We start from the raw sequence: 25,444 nt of genomic DNA, 5'->3' as shown, positions 1-25,444 counted from the left end.
CTTTCAGGCAATGCCTTCGCGGATAGGGGTTCCGGCGCCGCGCGCCTCGGCCGCGCCGGCTTCCAGGCCGGGGAAGTCCGCGGCGCCCAGGCGGGCGAAAAAGCCGGCGTGGCCGCCGCGGACGCGGCGGATGGCGGCGCGCCCGTCCAGCGCCCCCTCCAGCGCGGCCACTTCCCGGCCATCGGCGTCGTCGGAGAAAAACAGCGTCGCGGCCAGGCCGCCGTCAAGCAGCGCAAGCGCCCGCGCCGTGAAGGTTCTGCCGCTCAGGAAACGGTGCTGCAGCCGGTAATGCAGCCACTCCCGGTGCAAGGCCGGAGACGCCGCGCGCAAGGCTTCCTCATCCGCCGCCGGGCCGGACAGCTGCCCCAGCTCGCTGAAGAAATCGCGGAAACCGGCGTACAGCGCCGGCCCGTCGAACACGCGGGTTTGCAGATTGGGGTCGAGGAACACCAGTCTGGCGACGCCCTGCGCGGCTTGCGGCTGTCTTTCCAGCAGCGCCGCCAGCATCTCCGCGCCCAGCGAGTAGCCGCCCAGCCACAGCGGACGGGCGGGATCGCCGGCATGCGGCCGCAATGCTTCCAGCAAAGCGCGCTCCAGTTCGGCCGGAGACAGCGCGTCGAGCGATGCATGCTCCAGCGTCAGCGCCGAAACCGTCACCCGTCCCGCCAGCCGGCCGGCCAGGGCCTGCAGCTCCACCAGCCCGCCCAGCGCCGGCGGCAGCAACAGCAGCCTGGGCGTCCCCGGCGCGTCGGCGTTCAACCGGCGCTCGCGCACGATGGCGGCGGCGCCGCCGCCGGCGCGGCGCGCCTCGATCAACGCCCATTGCGCGCCTACCGTGGCGTTGCGGAACACGTCGACCGGACTGAAGTCGACGCCGAAGCGCGCCTCCAGCTGGCTGGCCAGCCGCACGGCGCTCAGCGACGAGCCCGACACCAGGAAGAAATCGGAATCCGCCGCCAGCGCGCCCTGGTATGCCAGGCAGTCTCGCCAGCAAGCGACCAGTTGGCGCATACCATCGTCCAGTGCCGCGTCCTGCCCCGCCGCCGCCGGCAGGCTTTCGCGCCAGGCATGGAACAGCGCCACGATCCTGGCCCGGTCCAGCTTGCCGATATCGGTGCGCGGCAGGCCGGCCACCGGAAAAATGGCGGATGGCAGGTGCGAGCGCGCGTAATGGCCCGCCAGGTGCCCGCGCAGGCCGGACAGACTGCTCGGCTCGCCCTCCACCGCCAGCACCAGGCACGCTTCCGGCGTGCCGGCGAACGCCACCGCGGCCCCCGCGGCGGCCACGCCCGGATATTGCCCGGCCCGGCTCTCCAGCTCGCCCAGCCCGATGAAGTTGCCGCGCACCTTGCAGCTGTCGTCCATGCGCCCCTTCAAATAGAACAGGCCGTCTCTGTCCGCCATCGCGCAATCTCCGGTGCGGAAGAAGCTGCCCTGCTCGTCGCGGCCGAACTTGGCCGCGCTCAGCGCCGGGTCGTCCAGATAACCATGCCGTTCGAAATCGCCATAGATCGCCAGCTCGCCCCATTGGCCGGGGCGCAGCCGCCGGCCCTCGGCGTCCAGCACGGCGAAGGCGACGTGCGCGAACGGCCGGCCTATCGGCAGCGTCGGCCCCGACGCCGCCGCCGCGCAATCCACCATGGCGGCGGCGATGCAGGTTTCCGTCGGCCCGTAGCTGTTCCAGATCCGCATGCGGCCCAGCAGGCGGCCGATGTCGCCGGGCGCGAGAAAGTCCCCGCCGCTGATGCACACTTCCGGCAGCGGCTGCAGCCCATCCATCCGGTTCCAGGCGGCCAGCAAGGCCGGCGCGGCGGAGATCACGTCGGGACGCCGGCTGGCCAGGAACGCCTGCGCCCGGCGCTCGTCCAGCAGGCTGTAGCGGTCCGCCACCACGCTGGCGCCGCCCAGCGCCCAGGCCAGCAGCACTTCCTCGAGGTAGCCGTCGAAACTGGGGGAAAACTGCTGCGTCACCCGCATGCCCGGCCGCAGCTTCAAAGTGTCGACCAGGGAGTCCAGATACTGGGCCGCAGTCGCGGCCGCGACGCAGATGCCCTTGGGCCGGCCGGTGGTGCCGGAGCTGTACAGTATCCAGGCGATGGGATTGTCCGCCCGCGCCTTCTCGCTGCGGAAAGCGCGCCAGTCGGCATCGGCCGGCGCCGGGGCATCGTCGGCATCCAGCGCCAGGTCCGGCGCCGCGTGGCGGATCACTTCGTCGATGCGCGCCTGCGGCGTGCCGCGCTCCAGCGCCAGATAGGTGGTGCGCGTCAGGAAGCAGGCCGCCAGGAACGCCTGCATCCGCCGCCCCGGCAAGCCGACCATCAGCGCGCGCCTGACCTCGCGGCGGTTCAGCTGCTGCGCGTAGGCGGCGACAAGGGCGGCGAAGCCGTCCCAAGAGAGCTCGCCCTCGTCGTCTATCACCGCCGGACGGCCGCCCAGCTCGGCGAAGCCGCGCAGCAGCAGATCATCGATCTGCGCGTAGGCGGCGCGCCGCCGCGCCGGCCGGAACGCCCGCGCGGCCGCGGCGGCGTCGGCCAGCATCTCGTCCAGCGGCAGTTCGGCGGGCGCGCGGCCCAAGGCCAGCGCCAATACCGCCCGGTAGCTGGAGGCGATGGCGGCGACCCTTTCGCCGGCGAATACGGCAGGCTGGTACTCCAGCGCGAAGCCGCAGCCTTGCCCGCCATCGCTGACCGCCAGGCTGAGCGGCCCATGCGCCTCGATGGCCAAACCGGCCTCACCGGCGCCGTCCTCCTCATCCTCCGCATAGGCATAGGCGACGTTCAGCAGCGGATTGCTGCCGAAACGGCGCGGGTCCTCGCTCAACAAGGGGAACACTTCCTCCACCGGGAAAAACAGCTGCTCGGCCGCCCGCCATTGCTGGTCCGCCAGCGCCTTGACGTAGTCGGCGAAGGTTCCGCGCGGCTGCCCCAGGCGGAACGCGCAGGGCGCCAGCGACACGAACATGCCGACGGTGGCCTGGACCTGCCGCGGGCGCAGCGCGTTCGCCACCGAAATGGAAAAATCGCCGCTTCGCCCTTCGCGCGCCACCGCCAGGCCCCACAAGGCCAGGAAGAACACCGCCGGCGTCACGTTCAGCTGCGCGCACAGGCGCTTGACTTGCGCTTGCTCGGCCGCCGGCAGGCGCCAGCGGAGCGCGTCGCCGCGGTCGTCGCCCAGCGCCGCGCCATGGCCGAAAGGATCGAAATCCAGCCCGTTCAGGCAATCTTGCCAATAGTCTTGCGCCCGGCTCCACAGCGGATGCCGGCGCGCGCCGGCCAGCGCCGCCGCATAGCCGCGATAGCTCAGTTCCGTTGGCGGCGGCGTCTCTCCGCGCGACAGTTGCGCGAACTCGCGCTGCAGCTGCTCCAACGCCGGCTTGTCGACCAGAATGTGGTGGATTTGCAGGCGTAGCCGGGCCCGTTCCGTGCCCATCTCCAGCAGGCAGCCGCGCAGCAGCGGCCCCTGGTCCAGCGCGAAGGCCCGCGCGCTCGCCCGCTCCCAATCCTCGCCGGCGTCCAGCAATACCCGTTCTACCGGCAAGGCCGGCAAGATGTCGGCGCAGGGCTCGCCCCGGGCATCAAGCCGGTAGCGGGTGCGCAGGATGTCGTGCCGCGCCAGCAAGGCTTGCAGCGCCTGCCGCGCCGCGCTGGCGGACACTTCGCGGGCCAGCGGCATCTCCATCGCCAGCACATAGGCCATCGAATCCGGATGCAGCCGGTATTGCGCATACAGGCGGGCTTCCTGCGCGGACAGCGGCCCCGGCCCATCCGCCGCTGACGCCTCGGCGAGCAGGATGGAAAACGCGTCCGCGCCCGCGCCGCCGGCTTGCGCCGACTTGGCGTCGACCAGCTCCGCCAGCGCGGCTATCGTTTCGTGCTGGAAGAATTCGAGCAGGGACACCTCCAGGCCGAAGCGCTGCCTCAGCTCCGCCAGCACGCGCGCCGCCCGCAGCGAATGGCCGCCCAGCGCGAAAAAGCTCTTGTCCGCCGGCACCGCGTCCGCTTCCAGCTCCAGGTGGCGCGCCCAGCACGCTGCCAGCCACGTTTGGGTGGCGCCGAGCGGCCGCGCGGCGGCGCCGTTGCCGGCTTCGCTCAGCAGCCGCTTCAACTGCAGCCGGTCCAGCTTGCCGTTGCGGGTCTGCGGCAGCCGCGCGGCCAGCGCGATCTGCCCAGGCACCATATAGGCCGGCAAGCGGGCCAGCAAAGCCTCGCGGATGGCCCGCTCGTCCAGCCCGTCGTCCGCCGCCGCGACCAGCGCCGCCAGCCGCGCGTGCCCCAGCCGGTCTTCCACGCCGATCACCGCGGCCTGGGCGACGCCCGGCAGCGCCAACAGGCTTTTCTCCACGGCGTCCAGCTCGACGCGGAAGCCGTTGACCTTCAGCTGGCGGTCGCGCCGCCCCAGCACTTCGATATCGCCGCCGGCGTCCCAGCAGCCCAGGTCGCCGCTGCGGTAAAAGCGGCCGCTCAGCCGCTCCGTATCCAATTCGATGAACGCCTTGGCAGTCAGGTCCGGGCGGTTGAGATAGCCGGCGCCCACGCAAACCCCGCCGATCAGCAGCTCGCCCGCCACGCCGATGGGGCAAGGCTCCAGGGTGCCGGGAAACGCCACCACGCACCGGCAGCCGCGAATGGGCTTGCCGACGGTGATCCGCCGAATGCCGGCTGCCATGCGCAGGCAGGTCGCGAATACGCCGGTTTCGCTGGGACCGTACACATTGAACAGCTCGTAATTGTTTTGCCTATGGCTGCGCAGGCTTTCGCCGCCAAAGTACAGCTGGCTCAAGCCGGGGATGTCGCCCAGCGCCATCAACTCCTCCGCCAGCACCGTCGTGGCGAACGCCACATCGATGCGGTTTGCCGCGAGGAAGGCCGCGTATTTCTCCGCGTCGACGCGGACATCGTCCGGCACCAGCACCAGCACGACGTCCTGCGTCAGCGCCTCCACGCAATCCAGCAGGAAATAATCGAAAGTGTGGTTCGCCGCGGAGGCGACCCTGAGCCGGCCAGCCGGACTGAGCGCGCGCTTTTCCCGGCTCAGGTTGAGCAGCGCCCGATGCGTGTTGACGCTGCCCTTGGGCTTGCCCTCGCTGCCGGAGGTCATCACCACGCACAAGGCATCGTCGGGACTGGCGGCCTCGCCCATGCGCAGCCATTGCGCCAGCTGGGGCGCCGGCGCCGCGGCGGAGGCGTCCCAGCGCGGCAAGACCACCGTCTGGCAGCCGCGGGCATGGAAAAACGGCTCCCAATGGCGGCAATCGTCCGGCAGCAAGGCCACCTTGCTGCCATGCAAGGCGACGATGTCGGCCATCTGCTCGGCCGGCAATTCGTGCGACTGCAGGCAAAACGGCTTGCCTATGCGCATGCATGCCATCGCCGCCAACGCGAGCTCCAGGCTTTTCGGCCCGACGATCAGCACGCAATCGCCCATTTCCTGCCACTGCGGCCAAGCGGGGTCGCTCAGCAGCGCGGCGGAATAACGCTCCAGCTGGGCGAAGCTGACGCTGTCGCCGCCGCGCTCCAGAAACGTCGCGTCCGGCCTGTCGCGCAGCGCCGCGGCGATGGCCTGGGCCAGGTTGGGCCAGGCCATCGGCCAGGCCGGCGCCTGGGCGGACAGCGCGTCGATGCGCTCCCTTTCCGCCTGCGGGATCCACGGCATCGCCCCAAGCGGCGCGCCCGGATCGAAGGCCATCGCCCCCAGCAGCAAGCTCAGGCGCTCCAGCAGCAGCGACGCCAGCTCGGCATCCACGCGGCCGGCGTCGAAGCGCATGTGCAGCCGGGTCTGCGCCGGACTGGCCTGGACCCAGATGCCCAGCGCGCAAGCCGACAAATCCGCGCCCTCGAACGGCGAGCGCGTCTCCGAATAACCGATCAGCACCTGGGGCGGCGCGCCGCCCATTTCCGTCTGCGGCGGCAATCCGGCCGTCAGCGCGGCGGTCTGCTTCCACAGCGCCAGCTCGGCGCCGAACAGGCTCTTGACCGGCTGCGCCAGCGTTTCCGCCGTCACCCGCCAGGCCGCCGGCAACTGGTGGGCGCCGGCCGCATCCGCGTCCAGCGACCAGGCCAGCACGCCTTCCTCCTCGCGGCAATGCAAATAGGCGAGCAGCTTGAGGCAGGCTGAGAACAGCGCTTGCCGATGCAGCGCCGACGCCGACGCCATGGCGAAAATCCGCTCGTTGAGCGCCGGCGCCAGCTCGACAGCCGCCGTCGACATCGCGCCGGATGCCGGCCGGGAGACCGCGAAGAACGGGCAGCCCCGGTATTCCGCGGCCACCTGCCGCTGCGCATGGTCCTTGAGCGCCCGCTTCCGGGCGTTCAAGGCGATGGGATCATTAATCAGCATTTCCAGAGTTTCCTGCTTCAGTTTGACTGGCGGCCGGCGTCGAGCGCGCCTTGCACGATAGAGTGGAACAGCGCGTCCCAAGGCTGCCCGCGGTCATCCGCCGGATGCGACGAGGCTTCCAGCCGCACGTCGAAGCCCGCGTCGTGTTCGGCGATTTCGCAGCTCAGGCTCCAGTGCGCCTGTCCGCCGGCGATGACCGGCGTCTCCCGTTGCCGGCACGGCATCCCGGCGATCCGCCCCGTAAAGCCGTCGCGCGTGAAGTAGCCGAAAAAGGCGGATGGAGACAGAGCCTGCCGCGGCAAATCCGGATGGCGCGCGGCCATCTCGTCGGCATCGAACAGGTAATGGCGGCAAGCCTGGCGCACCGCGGCGCTGACACCGCGCAGCGTTTCCGCGTCCGCCCCGCCCTCCGGCCAGTCGAAACGCACCGGCAGAACCGCCATCAGCGGCGCGATCACCGCTTGCTGCTCCAGTTGGTCGCGGCCGTGGAAAATCATCGACGCCAGTTGATCGCGCCGTTGCTCCAGCCGCGCCTTGAAGCCCAGGAAAACCGCCATGAAGAATTCGGGCATGCTGATCTTCAGCCGCGCCGACAAGGCGGCGATCCGCGCCTTGCTGTCGGCGTCCAGCGCCAGCTCGCATGTTCGGCTCTGCGGCTGGATCCCGGCTTGCGGCGCCGGCGCCCACCCTTGCAGGCGCTCGCGCCAGAACGCCGCGTGCGCTTGCCGCATGGCGGCGAAACCGTCGCCGTGGAACAGGTCCGAGTACGCCGCCAGGCTCGCGCCCGCCGCCAGCTCCGGCGCTTCGCCCGCCAGTTCCTCCAATATCCGCATCAGACCCGAGCCATCGATGCAGGCATGGGAGAAGTCCAGCAGCAGAACGGGCCGCTCGCCATCGGCCAGCCAGCGGCCGCGCACATTCATGCCGTCTTCCAGCGAGAACGGCCGGATGAAATCGCGCAGGTCCTCCTCCAGCGATCCCAGGCTCTGGCGTTTTTCCAGCCGGAACAGGAAGCGCGGCGCCGGCTGCAGGAACAGCTCGCCGCCATCCAGCGCGAACCTCGCGCCCAAGCCCTCGTGCCGCGCCAGCGTGGCCTGCAACAAGTTGCGCAGCTGTTTCAGATCGGGTTCGGCATCAAACTCCAGCGCCACGAAACTGTTGTTGCTCAAGTCGGCAGGATTGAGCCGGATCGCCTTGTAGATGGCTTTCTGCGCGGGCAGCGCCCGGATGCGTCCGGTTTGCGCCGCGGCCTGCGCCGGCGCTTGGGACGGCGCGGCCGCGGCAGCCTTTTCCCGCTCCGCGTCGATCAAGGCCGCCTGCGACATCAGATCGAGATGGGCGACCAGCGCGCTCAGCGGCAGCGACAGGTCGAACGCCTGCCGTATCCGCCCTATCAGCGCCACCGCCAGCAGCGAATGGCCGCCGGCCTCGAAAAAGTGGGTTTGCCGGCCGATGGCGCCGGTATTGAGCAACTCGCTCCAGATAGCCGCCAGCCTCGCCTCGGTGCCCTCTCGGGGCGGCTGCGCCGGCTGTCCGGCCGCGACGCCGGACGGCGCCGGCAAGGCCTTGCGGTCCAGCTTGCCGTTGCCGCTCAGGGGCAAGGCATCCAGCGTCACGATGCTGGACGGGATCATCAAAGCCGGCAGCCGCGCTTGCAGATGCTGCCGCAGCGCCGGCTCCAGCGCCTCTGCGCCGGCAGCCGGCACCACGTAGGCGGTCAGCCGCGCATCGCCGGCCACGTCCTCGCGCACCAGCGCCACGCATTCCTTCACGTCGGCATGGGACAGCAGCGCCGACTCCACCTCGCCCAGCTCGATGCGCACGCCGCGCAGCTTCACCTGGAAATCATTGCGCCCCAGATATTCGATATCGCCGTCTGGCAGGTAGCGGGCCAGGTCGCCGGTTCGGTACATCCGGCCAGGCCGGAAAGGATCGGCGACGAACTTCTGCGCGCTCAGCTCCGGCTGGTTCAGATAGCCGCGCGCCACGCCCGTTCCGCAGATGTGCAGCTCCCCCGCCACGCCTACCGGGCAAGGCTGGCCGTACGCGTCGAGGATATGCAGGCGGATGTTGTCGATGGGCTTGCCGATCGGAATCACGTCGTCGTCGCCGACCTGCCGGCAATCCCAGGCGCAGACATCGATCGCCGCCTCGGTCGGGCCGTACTGATTGTGCAATTCCACGCCGGGGAAGCGTTCGAGGAAACGCCGCACGCTATGCGCCGGCAAGGCCTCGCCGCTGCAGAACACCCGGCGCAGGCTGCCGCCGGCGTCCGGCGCCTGGTCCAGGAAAACCGACAGCATCGACGGCACGAAATGCAGGGTGGTGATGCCGCGCTTGCGTATCGTTTCGCTCAGGTAGCCGGGGTCCTTGTGCCCCTCCGGCTCCGCCATCACCAGGCGGGCGCCGTTCATCAGCGGCCAGAAAAACTCCCACACCGACACATCGAAACTGTAAGGCGTCTTCTGCAGCACCGCGTCCGTCGCATCCAGCGGATACCTCTTCTGCATCCATGTCAGGCGGTTGACGATGCCGCGATGCTCGTTCATCACGCCTTTCGGCCGTCCGGTGGAGCCGGAGGTGTAGATCACATAGGCCAGATGGGAGGCGGTCAGGCCGATCTGCGCCGCGGGCAAATCGGCGGCGTCCTGTCCGGCCCAATCCGCCGCGTCCTCGCTCAGATCGATCAGCGCGGCGCCGGCGCCGGCGGCGTATTCGGCCAGCCGCGCCCGCGCCGCCGCCGGAATGCCGCCATGGCACAGCACCGCCGCCGGCGCCGCGTCGCGCAGCATGTAATCCAGCCGGTCGGCGGGATGGCTCGGATCCAGCGGCGCGTAGGCTCCGCCCGCCTTCAACGCCGCCAGCAAGGCCACCACCATGTCCAGGCTGCGCGCCATGCACACGCCCACCAGCGCATCCGGGGCGATGTTCGCCTTCGCCCTCAGGTGGCGCGCCAGCCGGTTCGCCGCGCCGTTCAGCTGCGCATAGCTGAGCGATTGCGCGCCGAATTCGACCGCGACGGCGTCCGGCGTCCGGCGCGCCTGCGCCTCGATCAGCGTGTGCAGGCAGGCCTCGGCCGGAAAGTCGGCGTCGGTCTGGTTCCATTGCCGCAGGATGCGGTCCTTCTCCGGCGCCGGCAGCGCGTCGATGCGGCTGATCCGCTCCTCGGGGTCGCGCGCCAAGGCGGCGGCCAGCTCGCGCAGGGCCGTCTCGAAGAAGTCGCACACCCGCTCCGGGTCTAGCGCCTGACCAACCTGGGCATTGATGACGAAGTCGTCGCCGAAGTCATCGACATTCACCGCCACCGGATAGGTGGTGCGCTCCATGATTCCGGAATAGGACACGCCGGCCACCGCGGCGGGATTGACGGCGCCGAACGGGTCGGACGACGGCACATTGCGCACTTCGCTGTGGCGGTAGTTCAGCAAGGTGGTGAACAAGGGCGCCGCGCCGGCCGCTCTTTGCGCCTGCGCCAGCGACGCCTGCTCATGCCTGAGCAGGCCCGTCAGCGCGTCCTGGACATGCGACAGGCAAGCCGCCACCGGCAGATCGTCCAGCCGCAGGCGGATGGGCAGCGTATTGATGAACTGCCCCATCGCGCTGTCTGCGCCGCCGCCGGCGCTCATGCGCCCCAGCAGCACCGTGCCGAAGGCCACGTCGGCCTGGCCGCCCAGACTGGCCAGCACCTTGGCCCAAGCCAGGTGGACAATGGCGGCGACGCTGACGCCGCGGGCTCTTGCCTGCTGGCGTATCAGCCGGGATGACAATGCGGGCAAGGTCCGCCAGGCTTCGGCCACGGCGGCGTCGCCGGCCAGCGGCTCGGCAGCGCTGAAGGGCGCCGGCCCCGGTTCGAACCCGCGCAGCATCTCGTCGAAAAAGGCCTTGCGCTCGCCGGCGTCGTCGGCGGCGAACATCCCCGCCCGCACCTGCTCGAAGGCGGCGGCCGCCAGCGGAGCCGGCGTTTCGCCGCGCAGCCTGGCCTCGATCTCGCGCAGCATCGCCTCCACCGTGGCATGGTCCACCGCCAGGTGGTGCAGCTGGTGCAGCAGCACCCATTGTCCGCGCCCCGCATCGTAGCAATAGCTGCAACGCTGCAGCGGCGCCTGGGCGATGTCGAAACGCTGCCGGGCCGGTTCGCAGCGCCGGCGCAGCGCCGCCAGCGCGTCCTCCCCCTCCAGCTCCGCCCGCACCTCCTCCACCGGCAACTCGGCCTCGCGCCACACCAGTTGCAACGGCTGCGGCAGCCCCTCGTGCAGCACGGCGACGCGGAAGGCGTCATGGCGGGCGATGACGGCGCGCAGCGCGTCCAGATAGGCGCGCAACAGGTCTTCGCTGTCGAAGCGGACCACCTGCCACAAGACATACGGATCGCCGGCCTGATGGGCCAGCGCGTGATACAGCATGCCCTGCTGCAGCGGCCCCAGCGGGCAGGCCGCCTGGATATTGGCCAGCCCGCCGGGCACGGCGGCGGCGACGAGGTCCCGCTCCGCCGCGCTCAACCCCGCCAGAAAGGCAGCGCCGCCGTCCTGCCGCGCCGGAGCGGCGCCCTCCGCCAGCGGATCGAACACCCGCAGCTCGGCCGCCAGGCCGGACAAGACCGGCTGCTGGTAAACAGTGTGCGCATCCACAATGAAGCCGCGCCGGCGCAGCGCCAGCATCATTTTCACCACCAACAGCGAGTGGCCGCCCAGATTGAAGAAGTGGGCATGCCGGCCGACGCGGCTTTCGCCCAGCAGCTCGCCCCATACCTCGGCGAGCGCCTGCTCCCGCGCGTCCCGCGGCGGCGCGAAGGCCTCCGCCGCCGGCGCCTGGCCGCAAACCAGGGGGAAAGCCTTGCGGTCGATCTTGCCGCTGGCGGACAAGGGAAAAGCGTCGACGATAGCCAGCGCCGCCGGGCGCATGTATTCCGGCGCGGCGTCCCGCATATGGCGCGCGACGCTTTCCCGCAGGCCGTCCTCATCCGGCGTGGCGGCGATGATGAAGGCCACCAGCCGCTTGTCCGCCGCGCTGTCGCCCTGCGCCAGCACAACGGCGTCGCGCACCGCCGGATGGCTCATCAGCAATGCCTCCACTTCGCCCGGCTCCACCCGGTGGCCGCGTATCTTGATCTGGAAATCGATGCGGCCGAGGATGTCGAGCAGGCCATCCGGCCGCCGCCGCGCCAGGTCGCCGGTCCGGTACAGGCGCCGGACGCCCGCGCCGTCCGGATCCCGCTCGACGAAGCTGGCCGCGGTTTCCTCCTGGCGCCGCTGATAGCCGCAGGCCAGTTGCGGGCCGGCGATGCACAACTCGCCCGGCTCGCCAGGCGCCGACTCGCGGCCTTCAGCGTCCAGCAGATGGATCGTTACATTGTCGATCGGGGCGCCGACCGGCGGCAGCGTCGGCCAATCCTCGGCCCGTCCCGGCAGGGTGTAGGCCGTCACCACATGGCTTTCGGAAGGGCCGTAGTGATTGTGCAGCCGGCAGCCCTGCAGCACGCCGAAGAACTGCCGGATGGCGGCGGTGACCACCAGCTGCTCGCCCGCCGTCACCACGTCCAGCAAGCTGGCGGGGTAGCATTCCTGCTCGGTCGCGGCGGTGGCCAGGCTGTTCAGCGCCACGTAAGGCAGGAAGATGCGCGCCACCTGCCGCTCTTCGATGAAGGACAGCAGCGCCAGCGGGTCCAGGCGCAAGCGGTTGGAAATCAGCACCAGCTCGCCGCCGCTGGCCAGCGTGGAGAAAATCTCCTGGAAAGAAACATCGAAGCTCAACGGGGAAAACTGCAGCGTCCTTCGTCCCGCGTAGTCGCCTTGGTCCTGCAGCTGCCAGGCCACTAGATTGGCCAGCGCCCGGTGCGGCATGCGCACGCCCTTGGGCGCGCCGGTCGAGCCGGAGGTGTAGATCAGATAAGCGAGATCCTGCGGATCGCAAACCGCCGCGTCATCCTCTGCGCCGTCGCCGCGGGAGAGGTCGCGCTGGTCCATGTCGATGAAGGCGTGGCCGGCCGGCAGCGAGCGGATGATCTCCGTGCTGGAGATCACCAGCGACACTTCTGCGTCGCGCAAGATGTAAGCCTGGCGCTCGGCCGGATAGGAAAGGTCGATCGCCGCATAGGCCGAGCCGGCCTTCAGCACCGCTATCACCGCGACGATGGCGTCGATGCCGCGCTCCAGGCAGATGCCCACCACTTCCGCCTCGCCATGGGCGCGGATCAGGCGCGCCAGCCGGTTCGCCCTGCGGTTCAGCTCGGCATACGACAGCGACCGGCCGTCGAAGCTCAGCGCCGCGGCGTCCGGCGTCAGCGCCGCCTGGCGCTCGAACAGCCGGTGGACGCCGTCATCGGCCATCGGCCCGATCGGCGCCGGATGGCCGCCGCTCTTTTCCAGCAAGGACTCAGCAAACATAGCTCTCTTCTTTCAACTCGATCAGTTGACCGTTTTTCATGGTGATCAGCGCATCCGCTTCGGCGAAATACTCATCGTCATGGGTCACGACAAAAACAATGCGGCCCTGGGCTTTCAGCATGGGTAGCCACTCCTGGTAAAACCGGGCCTTGGCGCGGGGGTCCTGGTCGGCGGCCCACTCATCCAGCACCACCAGCGGGCTCGGGTCGGCCAGCAGCATCGCCAGCGACAGCCGTTTGCGCTGCCCGGTCGACAGCTTGATGCTGTCGAAGGCGCCGTCATCGCGCAGTTCGGTCTTGCCGGCCAGCCCCAGCAGCGCGATGTTGCGGTTGATCGCCTCGCGCGACTGCGCCAGCGCCGGGTCGTAGAGGCGTTTGAACAGCCAGTTGTCGCTGAAGATGGCTCGGGTCAGCTCCAGCAGCCGGCGGTGCGGAACCTCCTCGCCGTTCACCTTCACCGTGCCTTGCGACGGCGCGTACAGCCCGGCCAGAATCATCGCCAGCGTGCTCTTGCCCGAGCCGTTGCCGCCGGTCAGGAAGTAGGCCTTGCCACTTTGCGCCGTCAGCGACAGCGGGCCCACGCCGAAGCGCTCGCCTTCGGCGCCGGAAGCCGGGTAATGGAAGCTCACCGCCGACAATTCCAGGGTGTGCACCGCGGGGGGAGGCGACGCGTCCGCCGCCCGCGCGTCGGAACGGATGGACTGGCAAAACGCCACCATATTGCGCATCAGGCTTTGCAGCCGGATCAGCTCGGGCATCGCCGACATCACCGCGTTCAGCGGGCCGATCAGGTACAGCAGGATGATCAGGTATTCCTTCGACGTGTCGGCGTCGAAGCGCGGTATCAGCAGCGGGAACAGCAGCGCCACCGCCACCAACAGCACCGTGAGCAGCGATTCGCCGATGAAGAACGCGCCCAGGAAGCCGCGGTCGTACTGGATCCGCAAGGCTTTGAATCGGTCGGAAACCGCTTGCGCGTGGCGGTGGAAGCCTTGCTTCACCGCCTCGCGGCGCAATCCCTTGTAGCCTTTTTGCAAGTCCTCGACCGCGTCCATGAACTCGCTGCGGGTATCCAGCGCCTGGGGCATCAGGCGGTTGGCGCGCTGGGAGACGTAGTAATACAGCCCGACCATGGGCAGCACGCACGCCAGCAGCACCGAGGTGGCCCCCGCGGATTTGAATGCCATCAGGTAGGCGAACAGGAACACGATGGTCAGCAGGTTGGCGAAAAACGGCACGAAGGCCAGCACGCTCTTCGCCAACTCCTGGGAGTCTTCCCCCACCACCGACTGTATCTTCCCCGGCGACAGCCGCTCGACGCTCTGGTAGTCCGACGCCAGCAGCCTGCGGATGATCTCCATCCGCCAGCCCTGCACGAAGGCGTGGCCGAAACGCATGATCTGCTGCTCGGCGGCCTTGCGCGACGAGATATAGAAATAAATGCAGTTGAACAGCAGCGCGGCGCTGAACGCCAGGTGCGAGGCCGGGCTGCCTATGGTCTGGATGATGCACAGCACCAGCGCCGAGTTGAGCAGGCCGGAAATCACGGTCAGCCCCACCACTCTGGCGATCATCAGCGCGGAAAACGCCTTGCCGGAAAAATCGTCGCCGCGCCGCGCCGCCAGGAAGAAGAACAGGCTGACGGCATTGGCGAAGAAGACCAGCCCCGCGGCCGCCGCCGGCAAGCTGGCGGGGCCCCATACCAGCAGGCTAGTCCACCCCAGCCCGGCCAACAGCGGCGGCGCCGCCGCCAGCGCGGCCAACAACGCCGCGTTCTGCACCGCCAGCCGCGCCAGGAAGGCCCGCCAGCTGGCCGGTTCGGCCGACTGCGCCAGGCTGTCGCGGATGATCGCGCCCTCCAGGCTGCGCGCGTGGGCGCCGGCGGCGGCGGCTCGCTTGCTCCAGCGCGCCCAGGCCGGCCAAAGCAGCAGGCCGCCCAGCCAGAACAGCGCCGCCGCCGCGGTGGACACCCAATCGCCGCTATCGGCGGCGAAGCTGGCCGGCAGGGTTTGCGGATCCGCGCCGCGCAGATGCTGGAAGACCGAGCGGCCCAGCTGGATCACCTGCGGGCTGTTGCTGTTGCCCAGCATGACCACGCCGACGCCGGCCGCCGGATCGAACGCCACATAAGCGCCCGCATTCGGGTTCTGTCCCGGATGGCTCCAGCTGGAGGTTTTGCCGGCCTCCACATCCCAGCCGTAGGCGTAGCCGGCGTCGCCGCCCCCGCCATACGGCCGCTTCGCCTGCTGCAGCGCCGCGTACAGCGCGGCCTGGCTGGCGTCCGCGTCTGGCTTGGCTTCGCGCTGCAGCAAGAAGCGCAGCCAGGCGGCCATGTCCTCCGGCGTGCTCAGCACGTAACCGGCCGGCGCGTTTTGCAGATAACGCGGCGCCTGGTACGGCCGGGCAGCGGTGAAGCCCACCTTATAGCCGGGGATGCGCGCCAAGCCGGCGGGCGCCGCCGGATCGCCTTCGACGAAGGTGTGCCGCATGCCCAGCGGCAGGAAGATCTTCTCCCGCAGCAACACCGCGAACGGCTTGCCGCTTGCCCGTTCCGCCACCAGCCCCAGCAGGCTGTAGTTCAGCGTCGCGTATTCCTCCTTGCTGCCCACCGGATAGGCGAGCGGCACATCCTGCAGCAGCGCCGGCAGCCGCTCCAGCGCCTGGGGCCCGCCGTCGGGCCGCAGCAGGTCCAGCGTGTCTTCGGCTATGCCGCTGGTGTGGAACAGCAGGTTCTTGAGGCGGACGGCGGCATACCCCGACGAGGGCCTCCGCGCCAGCTCCGGCACCCAGCGGGTGAGCGCATCGTCCCGGCTCAGCGCGCCCTCGCGCTCCAATTCGGCGATCAGCAGCCCGGTAAAGGCCTTGGAGCACGAGGCCAGCTCGAACACGCCGGCCTCCTGCTTGCCCAGACGCATGGTCCGGGTCTGCCCGCCCGCCACCACGCTCAAGGCGCCGGTGGGAACCTGGCCGGCGTCCCAGCGCGCGCTCAGCTCGCCGAGCGCGCGTTGCAGATCCCCGCCGGGCGCCGCCGCATGCGCGCCGCCTCTCAGCGCCAGGCACAAGCAGGCCAGGGACAGCGCCAGGCGGAACCATCCGGACTTAGCCATTGATTTCGCCCTCCTGCTTGGCGCCGCGCAGCTTGCGCTGCGCCAGCAAGGCCCGCCGCTTGTCTCCCGCGCCGGATGGGGGCGTCTGCGCGGACTCCGCCGCCGCCGCCGCGGGCGCCAGCTCCCGGCTCAGTTCGCGCAAGGAAGCCGCCTTGAACAGCAAAGCCACCGGCACTTCGCGTTCCAGCCTTTGCTCCAGCCGCTTGGCGAACTGGATCAGATCCAGCGAGGTGGCGCCCAGCGCGAAGAAGCTGGCGTCCACGTCCAGGCCATCGGCGCCCAGGAACCCTTCCAGCATCTCGCGCATCGCCGGCAGCAACGCGTCCGCGTCCGCGCCTTTCAGCGAGTCGCCGCCGGCCGCCTCCGCTCCCCCGGTTTTTGAACCCGCGCCAAACAACATCTGCTGCGTGCTCGACTGTTTCTCAAGCACCGCGCCGATCGGCAGCTTGGACACCGCCAGATACGCTGCCGGGCTCTGGCGAACCAAGGCCGCCATCGCCATGGCGATTTGCGTGCCCTCCGCGTCGCTCAGCCCTTCTTCGCGCAATTTGGCGGCGAAGCCGCGCGCCTCGCCGCGCTCTTCCATCGCGACGACGATCTTGCCGATATGCCGCCCCTGCGCCATGAACTGGAACGCGTCGGCGATATCCCTGGCCGGATAGGCCTTGGTCGGCAGAGGCCGCAGCGCCTCTTGCTCCAGCAACTGCACAACCTCGGCCCACGCCTCGCGATAGGCCGGATGCTCCGCGCCGGCCTGCACCGCGTGGAAACTGCCGCCTTCGGCGAACAAGGCCAAGCCCAGCCGCCAGTTCTGCAAGATGTCCCGCAGCCCCAGCTCCAGGAAACGGCCTTGCGGCGCCAGCAAGGACAGGCTTTCCTCCAGCAGCTCTCCGGCCAGCGCGTTGAGAATCACCGCAAAAGGCCGCTCGCCGAGCTGCCGGCGGAAAACCTCGCCGAACTCGCGCGTTCTGGAGTTCGCCGCCCCCTTGGCGCCCATGCCGATCAGCAGCTCGCGCTTTTCCTCGCTGCCGGCGGTCACCCAGACCTCAGCCCCCAGATACAGCGCGATCTGCATGGCCGCCATGCCGACCCCGCCGGCCGCGGAATGGATCAGGATGCGCTCGCCGCGCTTCAAATTGGCCGCATGGCGCAATGCGATCCACGCGGTGGTGAAGGCCACCGGCACGCCGGCGGCCTGCTGGAAGCCCAGCGTGCGCGGAATCGGCGCCACCACGCGGCGGGGCATCAGCACGTGCTCCGCCAGGCAGCTGTGGCCAGCGCACATCACCCGGTCGCCGACGCGCACATCTTCGACCTCCCGCCCGACCCGGGTCACGATGCCAGCGGCTTCCTGGCCGAAGGTCATGCTGGGGTCGGTCGGGGCCGGCAGCACGCCCAGCGCGATCAGGACATCCTTGAAGTTGAGCCCGGCCGCCTTCACCCGGATCTCCACTTCCTGCGGGCCGGGCGCCCGGCGCGGCTCCTGCCGCGTATCGAAGGCGAAGCCCGCGCCGCCGTCCTCGCCGCCGCGCAGCCGCATCACGCCATGGCTGTCGGCGCCGCCATCCCGCAGCGCGGCGGACGCGTCCACCAGCAGCAGGTCGTCTATCGCCACCAGCAACGCGCCGTCCTCGGAGAAAATTCTCACCTGCAACAGCTTGTTGGCGCCCAGCTCGCCGATCCGCACATGGCTGAGCACGCAGTCGCGCATCGGCGCGAACTGGCTGAATCCGCCGATCGACACCGGCGCGAATTGGGCGTCGGCGTCCTCGGGCGAAGCGATCAGGGTGGCGGTGTCCAACAACGCGATATGCAGGCCGCACTCCGCCGCCTCGCCACGGAACGCCGCCGGCAGTTGCAGCCGGTTCAGCACTTCGCCGGCGCCGAGGCGATCGACGGCCACCACGTTGCGCCAGCGCGGACCGAAGTCCAGCGCGCCTTGCGGGCTGACGCCCGCGCCGTCCCCGGCGCGGAACAAGGGCTCGCCGGACAAGCCCGGCAAGCCGGCGTCGGCCGCCGCGCGGGCGCCCACCTTGCCGCCCGCATGCTTGAGCCAGGTCGCGCGGGAAAACTCGCCCAAACCGGAGAAAATCTCAAAAGCGCCGAAATCAGCGGCGAACGCCACCACGACATCGGTCTGGGCGGCGTCGGGCACCACCAGCGGCCGCTCGATGGCCACCCCTTGCAAGGAGAACGCCGCGCCGTCGGCGCGCGTCTGGGCCAGCGCGCGATGGACCAGGGCCAACATGCCCATGGCAGGCATCACCGCGGTGCCGGCGTCGAGACGATGCTCGTCCAGCCACCAGTCCCGCCGCGCATCCAGCCGGCTGCGCCAGACAACGCCGTCCGACTGCTCGGCCGGGCCGGACTGCAGCAGCGCCTGGTCCAATTGCCGCGCCGAACGGGTGGCCATGCCGGACTCCGCCCAGTCGTCCCAGGCGATGGCCAGGGCCTTGCCGCCCTGGCTGCGCGCCTGCTCGGCGTAGGCTTCCAGGCAGGCGTTGGCGGCGACATACGCGACCTGCCCCACTTTTTCCTTGGGCAGCAGATTGCCCAGGCTGGAGAACAGCAGCAGCGCCGGGTTCCCCAGCTGCGCCAGCTTGGCGCACAGGAAACGGCTGCCCGTCACCTTGGGCGCCAGCGTGGCCGCCGACTCCGCCTCGGTGCGCATCTGCATCATCGCGCCTTCGCCGCGGCCTGCGGTGTGGAACACGTAGTCCAAGCCCTCGCCCTGCGCCGCCAGCCGGAAAACCGGCTCGAACGCCTTGGCCAGCGACGCTTCGTCGCCCAGTTCCGCCTGCAGCAGGGTCACCCGGCTGCCCATGGCTTCCAGGCCGTCCACCCAATGTAAAAACGCCGCGTCGGGGCCGGCGCCGGCCATGGTCTCCGCCCATTCCCGGCGCGGCGGCAGCGCTTTGCGCGTCAGCAGCAGCAAATCGCAGTGATAGACCCGCGCCAGGTGCTCGGCGATGGCGGCGCCCATGCCGCCATTGGCGCCGGTGATCAGCACCCGGCTGTTGCGGCCGATGTCCGGCAAAACCCGGTTCAGCGGCTGCGACTGCGCGCGCGCGGTGACGCGCCGGCGCCAGAAGCCGCCGTCGCGCCGGCAATAGAATTGCCCGCCTTGCCAGCCTCTATCCAGCCAGAGCCGCAGCGCCTGACCGATGTCCCGCGCGTCGTCGCCGGGGAAGTCCACGCCCAGGGCGGCGATGCCGGGGTATTCCTCCGGCGCGATCAACAGCGGCCCCAGCAATTGGCTTTTCTCCGCGTCCAGCGTTTCGGTTCCGCTCCAGGCCGCCATCTGCGTGGCGGGGAACAGCAGCCGCAGCTTGGGCGCAGGCGTTTGCCCGGCGCTCCAGCGCGCCAGCGCCGTCGGCAGCCAGAATGCCCAGAACTGCGCCTGGCGCGCGTCCAGCGCGTCCAGCAAGCCGGTGGCGACGATGTCCATCGCCGCGGAAGGCTTCAGGCCTTGCCGCTCCAGCGCGGCCGGCAGTTCGGCGTGGATGCCGGCGAAGTCGCCGCTCCAGTCGCCGCACTCGATGAACGCGCACGCGCCGTCGCCCCATCCCAGCGCGGCGGCCAGCGCGCGCTCTCTTTCCGTGACTTGCCGGCAAAGGATCCAGCCGGCCGGCGCGGCCTCTTCGCCGGCGGCGTCTCGCGCCGGCGCTTCCACCCGCTCCCACTCCATCCCGTAGTAGCGGGAGCCGAAAAACAGCTCGGACGCCGTCAACGGCGCGGCGGCCCGCGGCGGCGGCGCGCAGACGCGCCGCTCGAACGCATGGCCGGGCAGATGCGCGCGCGCCGCGGCAGCCGGGCCGCGCAGGCGAGCCCATTCGATCGGCGCGCCATGCGTCCACGCCTGGCCGATGAACTGCAGCGCGGCGCTTTCCTCCTGCTCCGCCCCGCCCGTGCCCAGCGTGGGCGCCAATCGGCCGCCGCCCAGGCCCAGCCATTTGCGCGCGTTTTGCAGCAAATCGGCGCCGGCGCCGATCTGCGCGTACAGCGACGCCGGATGGGCGGCTTCGGCCTGCCGCAAGGCGGCGCCCAGCCGCACCTGGCCCAGCATCTGCTCCACCCAGTACTGCGGATCGCGCATCTCGTCGGCGGCCAGCTTCCGCCCCAGCGCGGTGGAATAGACCGCGCACTCGGCCGGGCGCAGCGCGTAAGCCTGCAGCAGTTCGCCGAAGGCGCGCGCCGCCGGTTCGATCAGCGGCGTATGGAAAGCATGGGACACCGCCACCCGCTTGTAGGAGAAGCCGCGCGCGGCCAGCCAGTCTTCCGCGTCTTGCGACCTGTCCTCGGCGGCGGCCAGCGTCCAGACGCCGGGGCTGAGCTCCGACACCCGCCACAGCCAATCGGGCACTTCATCCAGGCCCTGGCGGCAATTGGCGGCGAATACCGCGCCCCGCGGCATGGCGTCCATCAGGCGCGCGCGCGCGACCACCAGCTCCATGCCTTCCTCCGGACTGAATACCCCGGCGACCGCCGCCGCGGCGAATTCGCCCAGGCTAAAGCCGCACAGCGCGGCCGGCCGGCAGCCCAGCCGGCGCAGCCAGACGCCCAGCGCCGTTTGCGCGGCGTACAGAATGGGCTGCAAGCGCAGCGTGGACAGCTGCTCCGGCCGCTTCACGCTGTCGATCAGGGCCGAGGGCTCGATCGACAGCAACGCCGCCGCCTTGTCCAGCAAGCCTAGGTACAGGCCGCCGAACTCGGGATAGCGCTCCGCCAGGCGCAAGCCCATGGCGGCGGACTGCGTTCCCTGCCCCGGGAATAGCCAGACCTGCTCCGGCAGCGGCTCGCGCGCGCCGTCCAGCAGCGTCCAGCCATCCAGCTGGCGCTTCCAGCCTGCGCCGTCGGCGGCGACGAAAGCGGCGCGGCACGGGTATTCGGCGCGTCCCTCCTGCAGTTGGCCGGCGACGGCGCCCAGATCCAGCTCGCCGCCATGCAGCTCCAGATGGACGGAATAGGATGCGATCAGGCTGGCCAGCGCCGACGGCGAGCCGGCCGACAGCGGCAGAATCTGGTCCGCGCCAGACTCCGGCGCTTGCTCGGCGGCAAGCGCGCGCGGCGGCTCTTCCAGCAGGACATGCACATTGGTGCCGCCGATGCCGAAGGAGCTGACGCCGGCGCGCCGGATCGCTTGCGCCTGCGGCCACGCGGTCGCCTGCGTCGGCACCCAGAACGGCGTTTTGTCCAGTTCCAGGTGCGGGTTCGGCCGCTGGAAATGCAAGGATGGCGGGATCATGCCGAAGCGGACGCTCAAAGCCGCCTTGATCAGTCCGGCGATGCCGGCGGCGGCGTCGAGATGGCCCATATTGGACTTGACGCTGCCGATGGCGCAGCGGAAGCGGGCAAGCTCGTCCGGCGCCAGCAATTCCGCGGCCACGCGGCTCAGCGCCTGGATTTCGATGGGGTCGCCCAGCGCGGTGGCGGTGCCGTGCGCCTCTATCATGCCCAGGCTGGAAAAGGGAATGTCCGCCAGCCGGTACACCTGCTCGATGACTTCGGCCTGCCCCCGCACGCTGGGCGCCTCGAAGCTCACCTTCCGGTCGCCGTCGTTGTTCATGCCGGACTCCACGATGACGGCGTGGATCGGATCGCCGTCCGCCAGCGCGTTCTCCAGCAGCTTCAACAGCACCACCGCCGCGCCGTTGCCGTTCACCGTGCCCTGTCCTTCGTCGGAGAAGGTTTTGCAGTGGCCGTCCGGAGACAGGATCATGCCGTCGCGGTGCAGATAGCCGCCCGCCGCCGGGTCGGTGATGCACGCGCCGCCCGCCAGCGCCATCTCGCACTCTCCCGCCAGCAATGCCTTGCTGGCCAGGTGCACCGCGGACAGCGAGGTCGAGCAGGCGGTCTGCACATGCAGCGCCGGCCCATTCAGCTTCATCCGGTAGGCGATCTGCGTGGCGAACGAAGCCGGGTCGTTGTAATTGCCGACATCGAACATTTCCGCGATGTCCTGGCTGGCGCCGGCGAATTGCTCCAGCCGCTCCAGGTTCAAGGTGGAGCCGATGAACACGCCCGCGTTCAGGGTCGATTCGCCCGGGCGCAGGCCGGCGTCCACAAAGGCGTTATGGCTGACTTCGTGCAGCACCCGCAGCTGCGGGTCCATTTTCTGCGCCTCCCGCTGCGAATAGCCGAAGAATCCGTAGTCGAAGCATTCGGCGTCTTCCAGAAAGGCCTTGGCCGGGACGTAATGGGGTTGGTCTACCACCTCGGCGGGCACGCCGGCCGCCAGCGACTCCTCCCGCGAGAAAAACGACACCAGTTCGCGGCCCGCCAGCAGGTTGCGCCAGAAGACGCGCCAGTCGGGGCTCTGGGGGAATCGGCAGGACATGCCGATGATGGCGATTTCATTGCCGGTGTATTCGCGCTTCATGATGCGGAACTTCCTTTTGCTTTGCGGCGCCGGTCCGCCAGCCGGCTCTTGCCGGTCTGGGCGGATGACAGTTGGTGTTCGTGGGACGACGAGGCGGCGGGCGCGCCGTCGCGCCGGATCCAGTCGGAGAAGGAGGCGATGGTCGGGTGCTCGAACAAGACCGCGACGCCGACCTCCCTATCGAAGGCCTGCCGCACGCCGGATTGCAGCGCGATGATCTTGATGGAGTCGCCGCCGGCGTCGAAGAAGTTGACATCGGTCGCCGCGGTGCGGCCGTCCAGCACCGCGCGCCACACCTGCTGCACCTTGGCCTCCACCGGATCGGTCGCCAGCGCCGGGGCGGGCGCCGACTGCTCCTGCAGCTCGGCGCGTTGCAGCAGGCGGTTGCGGTCTATCTTGCCGGTGAGCGTGCGCTCGAAACCATCCACCGCCACGATGCGCGCGGGCATCCAGGCCTCCGGCAACTGGCTGCGGATGCGTTTGCGCACCAGGGGCAGCAGCGTCTCCGCCGCCATGGCGCTATCGACGAACAAGCTCCATTGCCGCTTTCCTTCCGGCGTGGGCGCCGGCAGCAGGCTGCAGGCGCGGACTTCGGCCATCGCCTCCACCACCCGCTCCAGTTCGCGCGGCTCGATCCGCACCCCGTTCACCTTCACCTGGTCGTCGATCCGCCCCAGGTATCTGAAACCCAAATCCGGCGCGAACGTCACCGCGTCGCCGGTGCGGTAGTAAGCCTGGCCGTCGCGCTCGACGAAGCTCTTGGCGGATTCGGCGGGATTGCCGGCATAGCCGCGCGCGATGGAGAGGCCACCCACCCACAATTCGCCGCGCACCCCGGCCGGCAGCGCTTGGCCGAAAACGTCCGCGCAAAAAGCGACCGCGTTTTGAATCGGCCAGCCGATGGCGACCTCCCGCTCCGGCGACTGCCTGGCGCTCAGGCAATCCACCGTGGTTTCGCTGGGGCCGTAGTGATTGCTGACCGCGTAGCCCTGGCCCAGCAGCTCGTCGCGCAGCGGCGCCGGCAAGGCTTCGCCGCCGAAAATCCATAAGCGCATGTCCGGCAAGCGGGGCGCGCCATGGATCAGTTGGGCGATGGCGCCGGGAATGAAGTTGACCAGCGTCACCGCCTGGCCGCGCAACACATCGATGAAGGCCTGCCGCTCGCGCAGCGCCTCGGGCGCGGGGTAGATCAGGACGGCGCCGACGGCGAGGCTGGCGAAGAGGTCTTCCACGCTGGGGTCGAAGTTCAGGTCGGTCAGGCCCAGCACCCGGTCGGCCGCGCTCAATCCGGTTTCGCGGACAAACCAGTCCAGCAGGTTCGCCGCCGACTCGTCGCGGACGGAAATGCCTTTGGGCCGGCCGGTGGTGCCGGAGGTGAAGATGAAATAGAACTCGCTCCCCGCCTCCCGCTTCGGCCACAACCACGGCGCCGCGCCGCCCGCCGCTGGCGCGGCCGCCTCGATGTCCAGCAGCAGGCGGCCGGCGTCGGCGCCGAGGTCGGCCTGCGCCAGACCGCCGCACAGCACGATGCCGCAGTCCGCCAGCGCCAGCAGCATCCGCTTGCGCTGCGGCGGGTCTTTCGGGTTCAGGTAGACATAACTGCCGCCGCTGAACAGGATCGCCAGGATCGCCTGCGTCGACCGCAGCCCCTTGTCCAGATGGACGCCCACCCGGTCGCCGGGAACGAAGCCCGCCGACCGCAACTGCTCCTGCACGGCGCGGATGCCTTGCGCCAGCTCGCGGTTGGCGATCCGCCGCTCGCCTTCGATCAGCCCGACCGCCTCCGGGAAGTCGGCCAGGCGCTGGCCAATGCGCCGCAACAGCGCGTTGATGTCCGGCGTCTGCTCATTGCGCTCCCCCGCCACCAGCGAGCCCGCCGCGCCGTCCGGCCCCAGCTTCAGCGCCAGTTCGCCGATCGTCGCCGTTTCCGGCGCGGCCAGCAGGTCCGCCGCCAGCGATTCGAACGCATGGAACGCCGCCCGCACCGCGGCCGGGTCGGCCTCGCTGGCGGCGCTGGCGCTCAGCTCCACCTGCCATTGCTCGACGCCGGACACCGTCAGCGTCAGGCCGAAGTGGGTTGTCTCCTCGCTATGCAGCGCCTCCACGTGCGCGCCGCAGCCGGCATCGCGCAGGCTGGCGTCGATCGGGTAGTTGTCGAACACCACCAGCGAATCGTAAAGCTCGCCCCGCTGCCCGGCCGCTTCCCGCACCAGCAGCGGCGGACTCTTCTCATGCCGCTGGGTGCGTTGCAGCGTCTGGAACACGGCGCGCAGCGCCGCCGCGGCGTTCCAGCCGCCATCCAGCGTCAGGATCAGCGGCGCGGTATTGGTGAACAAACCCAGCGGCTGGCGGTCGGCGCTGCGCGCCAGCGCCGCTTCCCGTCCGGAAAACGCGCAGCCGAAAGCCACGCTCTTCTGGAAGGAAAGCTTGGAAAGGGTCAGCGCCCAGCACAGGTAGACGAAGCTTGCCGGCGTGACGCCGGCGCGGCGGCACAACGCCTCGACCGCGCCCTTGCGCGCCTCGTCCCAGCGGCTGCCCGCCGTGGTTCCCGCTGCGGCGCTGCCCGCCGCGGCGGCGCGGCGGAACATGGGCTCGGCCAGCAGCCGGGTGGCCGCGGCCGCTTCGCCGTCCGGCAGATCGCGGAAAACGGCGTCCCAGTATTCGCGGCTGGCTTGCAACTCTTCCGGGGCCAGGCCCTGCCAGAGCTGGCGCGAATACAGCCTCGCGTCCAGCGCGGCGATCTCCTGGCCGCGCAAGCCTTGCAGCCAGAGCGCGATCAGCAGCGAGCTGCTCCAGCCGTCCATCAGGATATGGTGGAAGGAAAACGCGATGTCCAAGGTCCCGGCGGCCGCGTCATGGAAGCAGGCGATGCGGAACACCTCCTCATCCAGCGCGAACGGCGACGCTTTCGATCGCGCCAGCCAATCCAGGCCGCGCTGTCCGGCCGGCGCCTCGCCCGGCTCGACCCGGACATACTCCAGCGGAATGCGCGGCGCGGCGTGGATCAGTTGATGGGGAAAACGGATGGCCCGCCAGGCGAATACCGAACGCAAGGCTGGCTGGGACGCCTGGATGCGGCGCCAAACCTCGCGGACTTCCGCCTCCTCCGCCTGCGCCTTCACGCGGAACGCCACGCCGATGTGGTAGGCGTCGTTGCCGTCCTTCAAGGCATGGAACAGCAGGCCGCTGGCCTGGGGCGTCGCCTGCAGCACTTCTTCGATAGGATTGTCATGCGCCATC

General features: G+C 69.9%; 5 protein-coding genes. All 5 read right to left on the bottom strand.

Translation table 11 applies throughout. The annotated features are described in order from the left end of the window. Positions 1–3: 3 nt before the first annotated feature. The 5 genes from U6115_RS10715 to U6115_RS10695 are packed head-to-tail and all read right to left on the bottom strand — an operon-like array spanning position 4 to position 25,443. Positions 4–6,336 (bottom strand): AMP-binding protein, encoded by a 6,333-nt coding sequence (locus U6115_RS10715; protein ID WP_047257529.1) that lies wholly within the window; start codon positions 6,334–6,336, stop codon positions 4–6. Between the two features lie 17 nt (positions 6,337–6,353). Next, positions 6,354–12,719, bottom strand: a complete 6,366-nt coding sequence (locus U6115_RS10710; RefSeq protein WP_059184172.1) for a non-ribosomal peptide synthetase — start codon at positions 12,717–12,719, stop codon at positions 6,354–6,356. After that, a complete protein-coding gene (locus tag U6115_RS10705) occupies positions 12,709–15,825 on the bottom strand; it encodes a serine hydrolase (RefSeq protein WP_043579144.1) in 3,117 nt (1,038 codons plus the stop codon). The genes U6115_RS10710 and U6115_RS10705 overlap by 11 nt, the downstream gene beginning before the upstream one ends. Further along, positions 15,818–22,204 carry a type I polyketide synthase gene (locus U6115_RS10700; RefSeq protein WP_043579142.1) on the bottom strand — a complete coding sequence of 2,129 codons (6,387 nt, stop codon included), beginning with the start codon at positions 22,202–22,204 and terminating at the stop codon, positions 15,818–15,820. The genes U6115_RS10705 and U6115_RS10700 overlap by 8 nt, the downstream gene beginning before the upstream one ends. After that, on the bottom strand, positions 22,201–25,443 hold the full coding sequence (locus U6115_RS10695; RefSeq protein ID WP_043579140.1) for an AMP-binding protein: 3,243 nt from the start codon (positions 25,441–25,443) through the stop codon (positions 22,201–22,203). The genes U6115_RS10700 and U6115_RS10695 overlap by 4 nt, the downstream gene beginning before the upstream one ends. Position 25,444: the final 1 nt, after the last annotated feature.

It is taken from the genome of Chromobacterium subtsugae, assembly GCF_035919665.1.
Taxonomy (GTDB): Bacteria; Pseudomonadota; Gammaproteobacteria; order Burkholderiales; family Chromobacteriaceae; genus Chromobacterium; species Chromobacterium subtsugae.
This window is presented reverse-complemented; position numbering and strand designations above follow the sequence as displayed.

Coding starts and splice junctions, on each gene's coding strand:
- U6115_RS10710 (WP_059184172.1), bottom strand. CDS start 12,719: ATGTTTGCTGAGTCCTTGCTGGAAAAGAGCGGCGGCCATCCGGCGCCG.
- U6115_RS10715 (WP_047257529.1), bottom strand. CDS start 6,336: ATGCTGATTAATGATCCCATCGCCTTGAACGCCCGGAAGCGGGCGCTC.
- U6115_RS10705 (WP_043579144.1), bottom strand. CDS start 15,825: ATGGCTAAGTCCGGATGGTTCCGCCTGGCGCTGTCCCTGGCCTGCTTG.
- U6115_RS10700 (WP_043579142.1), bottom strand. CDS start 22,204: ATGAAGCGCGAATACACCGGCAATGAAATCGCCATCATCGGCATGTCC.
- U6115_RS10695 (WP_043579140.1), bottom strand. CDS start 25,443: ATGGCGCATGACAATCCTATCGAAGAAGTGCTGCAGGCGACGCCCCAG.